Origin of the sequence: Hymenobacter siberiensis, assembly GCF_018967845.1 — a bacterium.
GTDB classification, from domain to species: domain Bacteria; phylum Bacteroidota; class Bacteroidia; order Cytophagales; family Hymenobacteraceae; genus Hymenobacter; species Hymenobacter siberiensis.
Map to the genome: position 1 here is coordinate 1,971,256 of NZ_JAHLZZ010000001.1, position 12,410 is coordinate 1,983,665.

Genomic DNA, 12,410 nt, shown 5'->3' on the forward strand with positions numbered 1-12,410 from the left:
GCAATCAGGCCAGCAACAGGGCGGCCAGAGCTAGCAGCGCGGGCACGGTTTGTACCAGCAGGATGCGCCCGTCGGCCGTGAGCGCGCCATATATGCCCGCCACGACCACGCAGCTCAAGAAGAATGCGCCCACGTTGCGGTGCCAGATTGGGTCCGCTATCAGCAGTGCCCAGATGAGGGCAGCCGCCAGAAACCCGTTGTAAAGACCTTGGTTGGCGGCAAGCACTTTGGTGGGTGCAAACAGTTCGGGCCGCAGGGACCGGAAGGTTTTGGGACCCCGGGTGGTCCAGGCAAACATCTCCAGCTACAGAATGTAGCCGTGAATGAGGGCCACCAGGCCGATGAGCAGTTAGCTGAGCAGGTGCATGACAGCGCGATAAAAAAGGTGACGCCCCGGCCCGCTGCAACAGCCGGCCAGGGCGCATAAGGTAAGGCCCGCGCTGCGCTAGTGCTGCACCGTGACCATTTGCGTGGTGATTTTGCCCTGGGCCACTACCCGCAGCACGTACAGGCCATCGGGCAGGGCCGAGGTGTCGAACTGGATATCGGCCGCGGCTGGCTGAATGGCACGGTTGGCTACCGGGGTGCCCAGGTGGTCATACAGCGTGGCCTGGCCGGCTGGGGTCTGGTTATCGAGCCGCAGGGTAAGCTGGTTTTGGGCGGGGTTGGGGAAGAGGTCGAGGGCGGGGGTACGGAAATCGTCATCGCACCCGCCTTGGCCTCGGAGGCGCCTGCCGTAGCGGGCCAGGTACCCTTGCGTTGTGGTACTGCTCCGGGCCAGCGCCCCAAAGTGGCAGCTGCCCGTGAAGGAGCCGGCCGTGTACACGTTGTTATCGTCATCGATGGCAATGCTGCCGCCGCCGCTGGTGCCGGGGCCGCCCACCAGCTCCTGCTGCTGCACGCGGCCATTGGCATTGAGGCGGGCCAGATAAGCCTGCGTGCCGGCGCTGCCCGTCACGAATACCTTCCGCGACTGCTGGTCGACGACAACGCCCTTCACCGAGGTGTTGATGGCCGTGGCCCAGTCCACGTCGCCGGTGGCATCGTAGCGGGCCACGTAGCCGGTGGGGACGGTGCTGGTGAGGGTGACGCCGTTGCCGAAATCGGCCGTGCCCAAAAAGTCGCCGCCGATGCAGGCGTCGCCCTGCTTATCGATGGCAATGGCGCCGCCCCAGTTGTTGCTGGGCACATATTTGCCCCATTGCACCTGCCCGGTGTCCGAGTCGAACAGCGCCAGGTAGTCGGAGTTGGGGCCAACGGGCAGCGACACGTTATCGAGCCGCCAGCCGCCGGCCGTGTAGCCGCTGAGGTAGCAGTGCCCGGCATTGTCCACGGCCACGCCCCGCGCAAAGCTCGAGCCCGAAGCCCCTTTCAGGCTGACCGGGGCTTTGGCCCACCGTATCTGCCCGTTGCGGTCGTAGCTCGCCAAAAAACCATCGCGGCGCCGTCCGCCAAGCACAATGGTATCGGCGGTTACGTATCCGCCCGTGACGTCGCCGCTGATGTAGCTGTTGCCGGCCCGGTCCACGGCCACACCCATGCCGTGGCTGGCCCCGTAGGCCCCTCCCTGGTTGCCGTGGGCTTGCTTCACCCAGCGCACGCGGCCATTGGCCCCGCACTTCACCAGCATTACGGAGTAGCCGAAATTCTCGGCGATGGCGCCCACCGTCTGGCCACCGGGATACGTGATGGTGCCGTGTAGCCGGCCGCTGACGTAGGTGTTCCCGTCCTCGTCAACGGCAATGTCGGTGGTGTTGCTGCCTTCTTCGGCCCCCTCCAGCTTGGTCACGCGCAGCACCTGGCCCTGGGGATTGAGCTTGGCAATGTAGAGGCACCGGCCGGGCAGGCTGCTGCTGATGGTGGTGCCGCCCAGCTGTGCGGAGCCGCCCATGAAGCTACCCGTGACGTAGGCATTGCCGTCGGCATCGGCGGCCACGGCGGCCACGCCGGCGGTGGCGGGCAGGGCGAAAGTCCAGGTATTGGGCTGGGCGCGCAGGGCAAAGCCGGCCAGCAGCAAACAGAGGATAAGCAGGTGTTTCATAGCAGTGAGCAATTAAAAGGTGGGAGAGTCAGGAAGGAGGACCGGGGCGGGCGGCCGGGCGCGACGCAAAGCCCCCGGCCCGGCCGGCGGCGCAGCATCGGCAAGTCGAAATGAGTAGTTTAAATATATACATTTAAATATTAATATTTATATTAAATGCGGGCAAGTTTTAATAACCGCCACCGTGTGCCGGGGGCGGCGGGGCACACAAAAAAGGCCCGCTTAATCCAGCGGGCCTTTCAACTAAACTGGATTGACGCTAGCCAACCACGCTGGGGTAACTACTCCCCCAGCTTCCCCAGAATCTCCAGCGCCGCCGTGGCGATGACCGTGCCCGGCCCGTACACGCCGGCCACGCCGGCATCGAACAGGAACTGGTAGTCCTGGGCGGGAATTACGCCGCCGGCTATCACCAGAATGTCTTCGCGGCCGAGCTCCTTGAGTTCCGTCAGAAGCTGCGGGAGCAGGGTTTTGTGGCCGGCCGCGAGGCTGCTCACGCCCACCACGTGCACGTCGTTGTCGGCGGCCTGGCGGGCTACTTCGGCGGGGGTTTGGAAGAGGGGGGCAATGTCGACATCGAAGCCCACATCGGCGAAGCTGGTGGCGATGATTTTTGCGCCCCGGTCGTGGCCGTCCTGGCCCATTTTGGCTACCAGCATGCGGGGGCGGCGGCCTTCGTGGGTAGCAAATGCTTCGGCGGCGGCGCGGGCCTGCTCGAAGGCCACGTTGTGGCTCATCTCCTGCGAGTACACGCCGGCCACGGTGCGCGTGGTGGCCTGGTGGCGGCCAAACTGCGCTTCGAGGGCATCGGAGATTTCGCCGAGGGTGGCGCGGGCGCGAGCGGCGGTGATGGCTAAAGCCAACAAGTTAGAAGTGAAGAGTGAAGAGTTAAGAGTTGATTCGGCAGAGGCTCCCGCTTCAACTCTTAACTCTTCACTCTTCACTCCTAACTCATCAAGGCGAACTCCGGCCGCCTCCGTAATAGCGGCTAGGGCTACTTTTACGGCCACGGGGTCGCGGTCAGCGCGCACTTGTTTCAGGCGGGCAATCTGGCTTTCGCGCACCGCATCGTTGTCGATGTCAAGTACTTCGACCTCGGTTTTCTCGGTGGTCTGGTACTTGTTCACGCCCACGATAGTTTCCTTGCCCGAGTCAATGCGGGCCTGCTTGCGGGCCGCCGCTTCCTCGATGCGCAGCTTGGGCAGGCCGGTTTCGATGGCTTTGGCCATGCCGCCCAACTCTTCTACTTCCTGAATGAGGGCCCAGGCCTTGTCAGCCAGCTCGTGGGTCAAGGCTTCAACGTAATAGCTGCCGCCCCAGGGGTCTACCACCTTGGTTACGTCGGTTTCGAGTTGGAGGTAGAGCTGCGTGTTGCGGGCAATGCGGGCCGAGAAATCGGTGGGCAGGGCAATGGCCTCGTCGAGGGCGTTGGTGTGCAGGCTCTGGGTGCCGCCGAGCACGGCCGCGAGGGCCTCAATGGCGGTGCGGGCCACGTTGTTGTACGGGTCCTGCTCGGTGAGGGAGTAGCCCGACGTCTGGCAGTGGGTGCGCAGGGCCAAGCTTTTGGGGTTGATGGGATTAAAGGGTTTGATGAGCTTGGCCCAGAGCATGCGGCCGGCACGCAGCTTGGCAATCTCCATGAAGTGGTTCATCCCGATGGCCCAGAAGAAGCTCAGGCGCGGAGCGAATTCGTCAATCTCCATGCCCGCCGCGAGGCCGGCGCGCACGTATTCCAGACCGTCGGCCAGGGTATAGGCCAGCTCCAGGTCGGCGGTAGCCCCGGCCTCCTGCATGTGGTAGCCCGAAATGGAAATGCTGTTAAACTTGGGCATCCGGGCCGCCGTGTAGCTGAAGATATCGGCGATGATGCGCATGCTCGGCGCGGGCGGGTAGATGTAGGTGTTGCGCACCATAAACTCCTTCAGAATATCGTTCTGAATGGTGCCGGCCAGCTTCTCCGGACTCACGCCCTGCTCCTCGGCCGCCACAATGTAGAAGGCCAGCACGGGCAGCACGGCCCCGTTCATGGTCATCGACACCGACATCTGGTCGAGCGGAATCTGGTCGAAGAGAATTTTCATATCCTCCACCGAATCGATGGCCACCCCGGCTTTGCCCACGTCGCCCTGCACGCGGGGGTGGTCAGAATCGTAGCCCCGGTGGGTGGCTAGGTCGAAGGCCACGCTCAGCCCTTTCTGCCCGCCGGCCAGGTTGCGGCGGTAAAAGGCGTTCGATTCCTCGGCCGTGGAGAAGCCCGCGTACTGCCGGATGGTCCACGGATTCTGGGTGTACATGCTGGCGTAGGGGCCGCGCAGGAAAGGGGCCTCCCCCGCCCCAAAACCCAAGTGGTCGAGGTGGGCTACATCCTCCGGGCCGTATACGGGCTTGATGGTAATGCCTTCGGGCGTGAGCGTGGCGGCCGTTTCGGGCGCAGCGGCGGCGGCGGGCGCAGGGGCGGCGTTGTAGGGAATCGAAGAGAAGTCGGGCTTCATTATGGGGAATTCTGAATTATAAATTATAAATTATAAATGAGTAAAGTCACTACGAACAGTATGATTAACCGCCCGCCAAGCCACTCATTTATAATTTATAATTCAAAATTTATAATTGATAAACTACCGCCCTTGCAATCGGGCCAGTACTTCCTCGGTCGTATAGCCCTGCACCTTCATTTCCTGGAAGCCGAACACCCGCACCGCGTCGTGCATGGTGGCCAGGTCGGAGCTGAGCAGGGCCGGCGGGATGAACTGCTGCTTCTCAGTCGGAATCTGATAGATGAAGCGGGCAAACTTCTGGAACTGCTCGGGCGTGGCGTACATCAGTGTTGCTTCCTCGGCCGAGGAGTAGAGCAGCGACAGCGTGCCGGCCGGGTGGCTGGCGGCCAGCTCGGGCCGCTCGTGCTTCTGCAGCGTTTGCAGAAACGACTCCAGAATAACCTGGTTGGTATCGCCGCCCAGCAGCACCACGGCGGCGCGCTTGCTCTTGCGGTTGCGGCGCTCAAAGTGGAGGGCCGTGGCCAGGCGCAGTACCTCGGTGGGGTAGGCGGCCCGCGTCACATCAAAATCAGCGGAGCGCAGCAGCTTCTTGGGGTGGAAGCTGAACTGCTCGCCCTTGTTCTGGAAGCGGTTGGTGCCCACAATCACCTGCTGGCCGCTGGCAATGCGGCGGAAGGTTTCGGTGGCCACGGCCTTGATTTCTTCTAGCACCTGGGCCCGCACCGCCGGCAGCCCGCCTGCCGCCTCCATGCGTTGAAACAGCGCCCAGGCCTCCTGGGCCAGCTGGTCGGTGAGGGTTTCGAGGTAGTAGGAGCCAGCGGCGGGGTCCTGTACCCGGCCCAGGCCGGCTTCTTCGCGCAGTAGCACCGAGAGGTTGCGCGCCAACCGGCTCGAAAACTCGTTGGCATCGGCAAACAGGCAGTCGAACGGAGCCACGCTCAGCGAATCGGCCCCGCCCAATACGGCGCTCATGGCCTCGGTGGTGTGGCGCAGCAGGTTGGTGTGGGCATCGAGGGTCGTCTGCGTCCAGGTGGCCGTGGTGGCGTGGATGCGCAGGTGGGCATGCAGCCCGGCGGGCAGGCCAAAACCGTGCAGCAGCGTGGCCCACAGCCGGCGCAAGGCGCGCAGCTTGGCAATTTCGAGGAAGTAGCCGGGCATCACGGCGATGTGCAGGTGCAGGGCGGCGGCCACTTCGGCGGCCGTGGTTTCGGCATCGGGCAGCTCGGCCAGCAGGGCGGCGGCGGTGTTCAGGCTGAAGGCAATCTGTTGGGTGGCAGTAGCCCCGCGATTGCCGAAAAAGGCCCCATTCACAGCTACCGCGCGGAAATCGGGCATGCCCGTGGTCAGGCGCACGCAGCGGCGCAGGGCGGCGCGGTAGTCGGCCCTCTCGGCCCCCTCGGGCACGGGGCCGGGGGTAAAGCGCATGAAGCCGCGCAGGGCAGTGCCGGGCGCGGCTTCCACCAGCTGGGTCAGGAGCTCGTCGGGGGCGGCCACCACGGTGTAGCCCACGAAGGTGCGGGCCAGCGGCAGCTGCTCGGCCAGGTAGTGCACGGCCAGCGCCGGAATGTCGTGGATAATGAAATGGATGCCGTCGGCCCCGTTAGTAAGGGCAGCGGCGGCCTGGTCAATCTGGGTACGCCCGTCGGTGCCGATGGGCACTGTCAGTTCCGGTACGTTCAGCCAGGGTTGCAAGGGGCGGGGCAGGGGCGCGGGTGGGCCACCCAGCGCGGCGAGGGCTTCGCGGTGGTAGAACGGCTCCAGGGCAAAGCCGTCGGGCAGGGGCCAGCGCAGCGTGGCCGGGTCCCGGCCTTTGAGCTCACGGACCAGGCGGGCCTGCCACTCGGCAGTAGTCACGGCTGGGAATTCGGCAAAGGAAACGGGCGCGGCCGTGAGGATGTCGGACATATCTTTCTACTGCTAGAAATTGGCTATTCAGCCGAATGAGGAGCGAAAGATACCGCCTCAAGCGCAGAATAAGGGCGGTGATTATCATTACTCCTGCTTGTGAGCCCCTACATTTGCAGGCTATTCTGATTCCACAGTTTGTGCTGAAAATTCTTTACCAATCGTTTGTCGCCTTGCTCGCGGTACTGGCACTGCCTTTTGCCGTGCATGCGCAGGCCAATTTTCGCCCCGGTTATATCGTTGCGCTGAAGGGCGATACACTACGCGGCAGCGTGGACTACGGGAGTGGCAACCGCAGCGCCTACGAGTGTCGGTTTCGGGCTGATAATGCGGCGGCCATTGAGAAGCTTCTGCCCAACCAACTACAGGGGTATGGTTTTCCGCACGACCGTTTTTACCAATCCCGGCGAGTGCCGGCTCAGAACCCGGCAGCCGATACCACTTCCGAAAGACTGTTTTTAGAAGTATTGGTGCAAGGTCCGGCCAGCTTATATTATCTGAGCGATATCAACAGCGGCAACCACTACTACTTTCGCTCCGGCAATAGTCCCGTGCAGCCGCTGGTGCAGCTATCTGAAACTGTGACGATAAACGGTAGCAAGTACACGCGCAAAAACCCTTTGTTTCGGATTGCTCTTGCCGAAGCATTCCAGGCTTGTCCGGCGGTGCATAGCAAAGTGAGCGAGTTGCCGTTCGCCTCCAGTAGTCTCATTCGAATTTTTCAGCAGTACAATGCGTGTGTAGGTGGCAGCCAGATAGTGTCAGCAGTGGCAAACGCTAAGCAGCGGAGCTATTTTTTGCTGGAGGCTGTGGCCGGGGCGCAGGCCAGCAGCCTGCGTTTCGACGGAGAAATTCCGATGAAAAATACCCCCATCAGTGGGGGAATACGGCCGGTGGTTGGTTTGGCATTGCAACAGTACCTGCCGGTGTGGGCCAATCGATTCGGCGTTCGAATAGAGCTCTTGTACCAGCCTCAGCAGTATAGCAATGAGTTTTTCGCACCCTCCGCTTATGCCTATGCGGCTTATCAGGAAGTCCGGATAAAGTTCGACCAGCTGCGGGTGCCTGTACTGTTTCGTTACATGCCGCTCAATGGTCGCTTTCAGCCATTTATAGAGGCCGGTGTCAGTGTTGCCTTTGCACTCAATAGTTCCAATGAATACCGCTACCGGGCACAGCCTACCTCAACCTATTCGCCCTGGCGACCAATACTCGAAAGCCCCCGGGGTAGCGAGGAGAGTGTTTTGGCGGGGCTGGGCGCCTCGGCGCTATTGCCAAACAAGCGTCACTTAACCGCCGAATTTCGTGCCGAGCGAACCAATGGCTTCAGCGAAGCCGTTGCCATTACCACCATCATCAACCGGGCTTACCTGTTGCTGAGCTACGACCTGATAAAGTCACGTTAGCCGAGTTAACGGCCTTTTTTATTCCGAATAGCATCATGCGTTTCTTCCGCTTTCTCATCCCGTCACTTATAGCCGTTGCCCTGGCCCCCGCCTGCCAGCGTGCTGCCTATGCACCCACGGCCCACTTCGTGCCCGCCACAAGCCAGGTGGTGGGCAAAACCCAGGCCGAGGACCCCGCCATTGCCGCCCTCATTGCGCCCTACCATGACAAGGTGACCGCCCAAATGACCGAGGTGCTCGGTACCGCCCCGGTCGCGCTCACAAAAGCAGCCGGTGAAAACCCGTTGTCCAACTTCGTGGCTGACCTGCAGCGCGAGCGTGCCAGTGCCGAGCTTAAACAGCCCATCGCGCTAGGCGTGATGACCAACGGCGGCCTGCGCGCCGGCTTCGCGGCTGGCCCCGTCACGCTGGGTTCGGTGTTTGAGTTGATGCCGTTTGAGAATGAGCTGGTGGTCCTCGACGCTCCCGGGCCGGTGGTGCAGCAGCTGTTTGACTACGCCGCCCACATCAAAATGGCCATATCCGGCGCTACCTACTCGGTCACCTTCGATGGCATGCCCAAGGATATCCGCATCGGCGACCAGCCCTTCGATGTGAACGATTCGCGCACCTATCCCATTGCCATCTCCGACTACCTGGCCACTGGCGGCGACAATCTCTCGTTCTTTAAAATCCTCACGCCGCGCCACACCAACGTGCTGCTCCGCACCGCCATCGCCGACCACGTCCGTGCTCTCACCAAAGCCGGCAAGCCGGTCACGGCCCGGGTCGAAGGCCGCGTGAAAGCCAATTAAGAATGACTATTGTTATCGATACCCGCCAAATTATTGAAGCTGTTTAGAAAGTCCCCGAACGGTCATGCGGAGCGCAGCGCAGCATCTTGCTCGCATCGTCAGGCCCGTTCAACGATGCGAGCAAGATGCTGCGCTGCGCGCTGCATGACCGTTTGAGTACCTTTTGTGACTTTCTAAACAACTCCATTTAGAGCATGCTGCTGATTTTGCTGCTAGGGAAGCGCATTTGTTTCAGGAGTTGCTCCGCCTTTGTAAACTGGCGGAGGATTGAAAAAGGAGACCGAGCCATTTTGGCTCTTTCCTACCATAAATAGTTTGTTGTAATTGACTTTTTGCGTCATCAAGATTATGCAACGTCGCGATTTTCTCCGCAATTCCTTCCTCGGCACCGCCGGCCTCACCGTGCTGGGCGGCCTGGCCAACTCGGCTGCCGCAGCCACTAACGCCAAGGCTCCGCTCAAGCTCACCATTCTGCATACCAACGACATGCACTCGCGCATCGAGCCCTTTCCCGACAATGGCGGGCAGTGGGCCGGGCTGGGTGGCATGGCCCGGCGCGCCGCGCTTATCAAGGAGGTGCGGGCCCAGGAGCCCAACGTGCTGCTGCTCGACTCGGGCGATATCTTCCAGGGCACGCCGTACTTCAACTTCTTCGGCGGCGAGCTGGAGTACAAGCTGATGAGCCAGATGGGATACGACGCCAGCACCCTCGGCAACCACGACTTCGACAACGGCATTGAGGGCCTGCAGCGCCAGCTGCCCAACGCCACCTTTCCCTTCCTCATCGCCAACTACGACTTTTCGAAAACGCCGCTGGCCGGCCGCTTTGCTCCCTACAAGGTGTTCGAGAAACAGGGCATCCGCATCGGCGTGTTTGGCATCGGCATCGAGCTGAGCGGGCTGGTAGCCGATAAAAACTTCGGTCAGACCATCTACCTCGACCCCGTGGCCAAGGCCAGGGAAATGGCCGCCCAGCTACGCGGCCCCGAGCGCTGCGACCTCGTTATCTGCCTCTCGCACCTGGGCTACAAGTACGAAAACGATAAGCTCGATGACCGCAAGCTGGCCGCCCAGGTTTCTGGAATCGACCTCATACTGGGCGGGCACACCCACACGTTTATGGCCGCGCCCGAGCCCATCGCCAGTCCCGACGGCCACGCCACCCTCATCAACCAGGTGGGCTGGTCGGGCATCAATCTGGGCCGGCTGGATTATGAATTCTCAATAAAAAATAAGCGCGCCGGGCTGGCAAGTGCCGCCGTGGTGCCGGTTCGGGCCGCCTGCTAAAAGCACGACATACACAAGGTCATTTCGGCTTTTTTAAGTGCGAAGTTTTCCACAATTTTGTTCCCCTCTAAAAAATAACGCCCGGTTCGGGCGGCTGATTTCGGCTCCTTTTTTGCTCCCGGTTTTTCGCCGGTTTCCTTTCAATCGTTCAAATGCTCAAGGATTTTCGCACGGTTTGGGCTGGCTGCTTACGCAGCATCTCGGCGGAAATCGGGGAGCAGAGCTTTAGGACCTGGTTCCAGCCCATTGTGCCGGTCGAGCTGAAGGGCAACGTGCTCACCATTCAGGTGCCGAGCGCCTATTTCTACGACTGGCTGGAAGAGCATTACGTGGATGAGCTGCGCCGCGCCCTCTACCAGCAGCTGGGCTCCGAAGGCCGCCTCGAATACAGCGTGGTGGTAGACCAGGGCAACGAGCAGACGCCGCCCCGCGCCCTGCACCTGCCGCCCACCCGCAAGCAGGCCGCCCCCGACCCGCGCGACGCGCCCCAGCCCATGCCGGGCACAACTGCCGTGGGCAACCCGCTGGCCGGCAGCGCCCGCGCCGCCTCGGCCCGCTACGTGAACTCGGGTGCGGTGCGTACTACGCCGCGCGGCAACAACTTCGCCAACGGCGGCGGGGCCGACACCCTGTCCCCGCCCCGCAACCCCTTCGACCAGGCCAAACCCGTGGATGGCAACCTGGTACCGTCGCAGCTCAACGGCTCGTACACCTTCGACAACTACATCGAGGGCGACTGTAACCGGCTGGCCCGCTCGGCCGGCCTCGCCGTGGCCAACAAGCCCGGCACCACCAGCTTCAACCCGCTGATGGTGTACGGCGGTGTGGGCCTGGGCAAAACCCATCTCGTGCAGGCCATCGGCAACCACATCAAGGCTACGGCGCCCGAGCGGTTCGTGCTCTACGTATCGGCCGAGAAGTTTACCAACCAGTTCATCGACAGCGTGCAGCGCGCGCAGGTGCAGGACTTCGCGAACTTCTATCTGCAGGTCGATGCCCTGATTCTGGATGACGTGCAGTTTCTGGCCAACAAGGGCAAGACCCAGGAGATGTTCTTCCACATCTTCAACCACTTGCACCAGTCGGGCAAGCAGATTGTGATGACCTCCGACCGGCCCCCCAAGGACCTGCTGGGCCTGGAAGACCGCCTGCTGAACCGCTTTAAGTGGGGCCTGACGGCCGATGTGCAGAGCCCTGACTTTGAGACGCGAGTAGCTATTATCCGCAACAAGATGGAGCAGGATGGAATTGATATTCCGCCGGACCATGTGGTTGATTATCTGGCCAATTCGGTGCACACCAACGTGCGCGAGCTGGAAGGCGTCATTGCCTCGCTGGTGGCCCAGAGCAGCTTATCGCGCCGCGACATCGACCTGGAAATGGTGAAGCAGGCCCTGCGCCACATCATCGAGGAAGTGGAGGCCGAGGTGAACCTCGACTTCATTCAAAAGACCGTGGCCGCGTATTTCGGCATCTCGGTCGATTTGCTGAAGGACAAAACCCGCAAGAAGGAAGTGGTGACGGCCCGGCAGGTGGCCATGTATTTTGCCAAACACCACACCTCACACACGCTGAAAACCATTGGTTTTCACTTCGGCGGCCGCGACCATACCACCGTGATGCACTCGGTGCAAACCGTGTCGGATTTGGTGGATTCGGACAAGAAATTCCGCGACCAGGTGGACGAGCTGCGCAAGAAATTCGCCAAGAAGTAAGACTCGCGGCTTTGATAGCGCAAAAAAGGGGCTCCAGACACGCGCAGCGTCTGGAGCCCCTTTCAGTTTCTGAGGAATAGAGTCTAGGCTGCCGCCGTCGGGCTTACTTCCTGCAATGGCAGGTTATACTTGGCGGCAAATGCCCGTACCTGCTCGCGGAAGCTCATCTTGCGCATTTTGCCTTTCACTTCGCGCAGGTTGAGGGCGTAGATTTCGCCGTCTTTCTGGCGCACGCGCAGCACCATGGGCTTCAGCTCCAGGGCAGCGATATTTTCGGCGGCGAAAACCTGCTTGGGTCGGAACAGGCCGTTTTTGTGCACAATGTAGCCGGGCGTGAACTCGAGGTAGCTCTGGGTGCCGAAGATGGGGGCATTGTTTACCAGCACGTAGCCGAGGTACACGAACGTGAAAACCAGGAACACCCAATGCAGAAAGTGGTAATCCTGCGCGCCGGTATCGCTCAATATGCCAAACAGCACGTAGGCCAGCCAGAACAGGCCAATGGCGAGCTGGCCCCAGAACGGGACGCGGGAAGTATTGGCGGGGCGGAGGCGAATGCGGGTGGTACCAGTGGGCATAAGGACAAATTTAAGGGTCAGGAGCGAGTTGTTGTTTATCAGGGCTGAAAAGAACGTGTAGCCTGCAAAAATAAGAACGTCATGCTGAGCGGAGCCGAAGCATCTCGCGTGGGGTGGTAAATCTTTTCTTGCGATTGGATTACTGCCCCGAGCGAGATGCTTCGGCTCCGCTCAGCATGACGTGCTTTT

Annotated in this window: 9 protein-coding genes; 4 read left to right on the forward strand and 5 right to left on the reverse strand. The window is 61.3% G+C overall.

Annotated elements, in window-relative coordinates; genetic code table 11:
- Nucleotides 1-4: 4 nt before the first annotated feature.
- The 4 genes from KQ661_RS08565 to KQ661_RS08580 form a co-directional block, all read right to left on the reverse strand.
- Nucleotides 5-298, reverse strand: a complete 294-nt coding sequence (locus tag KQ661_RS08565; protein WP_216680238.1) for a DUF1304 domain-containing protein — start codon at nucleotides 296-298, stop codon at nucleotides 5-7.
- A 147-nt stretch (nucleotides 299-445) separates the two neighbouring features.
- On the reverse strand, nucleotides 446-2,041 hold the full coding sequence (locus tag KQ661_RS08570) for a T9SS type A sorting domain-containing protein (protein WP_216686174.1): 1,596 nt from the start codon (nucleotides 2,039-2,041) through the stop codon (nucleotides 446-448).
- A gap of 281 nt (nucleotides 2,042-2,322) precedes the next feature.
- The gene (scpA, locus tag KQ661_RS08575; protein ID WP_216680240.1) at nucleotides 2,323-4,533 is read right to left on the reverse strand and encodes a methylmalonyl-CoA mutase; all 2,211 of its coding nucleotides are present in this window, start codon (nucleotides 4,531-4,533) and stop codon (nucleotides 2,323-2,325) included.
- Between the two features lie 123 nt (nucleotides 4,534-4,656).
- A complete protein-coding gene (locus KQ661_RS08580; protein ID WP_216680241.1) occupies nucleotides 4,657-6,441 on the reverse strand; it encodes a methylmalonyl-CoA mutase family protein in 1,785 nt (594 codons plus the stop codon).
- A 113-nt stretch (nucleotides 6,442-6,554) separates the two neighbouring features.
- Between KQ661_RS08580 and KQ661_RS08585 the strand changes: the two genes are divergently transcribed.
- The 4 genes from KQ661_RS08585 (at nucleotide 6,555) to dnaA (ending at nucleotide 11,643) form a co-directional block, all read left to right on the forward strand.
- The gene (locus KQ661_RS08585; RefSeq protein ID WP_216686175.1) at nucleotides 6,555-7,847 is read left to right on the forward strand and encodes an outer membrane beta-barrel protein; all 1,293 of its coding nucleotides are present in this window, start codon (nucleotides 6,555-6,557) and stop codon (nucleotides 7,845-7,847) included.
- A gap of 35 nt (nucleotides 7,848-7,882) precedes the next feature.
- Nucleotides 7,883-8,641, forward strand: coding sequence for a 5'-nucleotidase C-terminal domain-containing protein (locus KQ661_RS08590; protein WP_216686176.1), 759 nt, complete (start codon nucleotides 7,883-7,885; stop codon nucleotides 8,639-8,641).
- Between the two features lie 348 nt (nucleotides 8,642-8,989).
- A complete protein-coding gene (locus tag KQ661_RS08595; protein ID WP_216686177.1) occupies nucleotides 8,990-9,928 on the forward strand; it encodes a bifunctional metallophosphatase/5'-nucleotidase in 939 nt (312 codons plus the stop codon).
- Nucleotides 9,929-10,080: 152 nt separating this feature from the next.
- Entirely contained in the window at nucleotides 10,081-11,643 is a 1,563-nt protein-coding gene (gene dnaA, locus KQ661_RS08600; protein ID WP_216680245.1) for a chromosomal replication initiator protein DnaA, read from the forward strand.
- Nucleotides 11,644-11,726: 83 nt separating this feature from the next.
- On the opposite strand, the gene KQ661_RS08605 is transcribed toward dnaA, so the two are convergent.
- A complete protein-coding gene (locus tag KQ661_RS08605) occupies nucleotides 11,727-12,221 on the reverse strand; it encodes a hypothetical protein (protein WP_168671823.1) in 495 nt (164 codons plus the stop codon).
- Nucleotides 12,222-12,410: the final 189 nt, after the last annotated feature.

Excerpts from the sequence above, each read along its gene's own strand:
- KQ661_RS08565 (WP_216680238.1), bottom strand. The coding sequence starts at position 298 with ATGTTTGCCTGGACCACCCGGGGTCCCAAAACCTTCCGGTCCCTGCGG.
- KQ661_RS08570 (WP_216686174.1), bottom strand. The coding sequence starts at position 2,041 with ATGAAACACCTGCTTATCCTCTGTTTGCTGCTGGCCGGCTTTGCCCTG.
- scpA (WP_216680240.1), bottom strand. The coding sequence starts at position 4,533 with ATGAAGCCCGACTTCTCTTCGATTCCCTACAACGCCGCCCCTGCGCCC.
- KQ661_RS08580 (WP_216680241.1), bottom strand. The coding sequence starts at position 6,441 with ATGTCCGACATCCTCACGGCCGCGCCCGTTTCCTTTGCCGAATTCCCA.
- KQ661_RS08590 (WP_216686176.1), top strand. The coding sequence starts at position 7,883 with ATGCGTTTCTTCCGCTTTCTCATCCCGTCACTTATAGCCGTTGCCCTG.
- KQ661_RS08595 (WP_216686177.1), top strand. The coding sequence starts at position 8,990 with ATGCAACGTCGCGATTTTCTCCGCAATTCCTTCCTCGGCACCGCCGGC.
- dnaA (WP_216680245.1), top strand. The coding sequence starts at position 10,081 with ATGCTCAAGGATTTTCGCACGGTTTGGGCTGGCTGCTTACGCAGCATC.
- KQ661_RS08605 (WP_168671823.1), bottom strand. The coding sequence starts at position 12,221 with ATGCCCACTGGTACCACCCGCATTCGCCTCCGCCCCGCCAATACTTCC.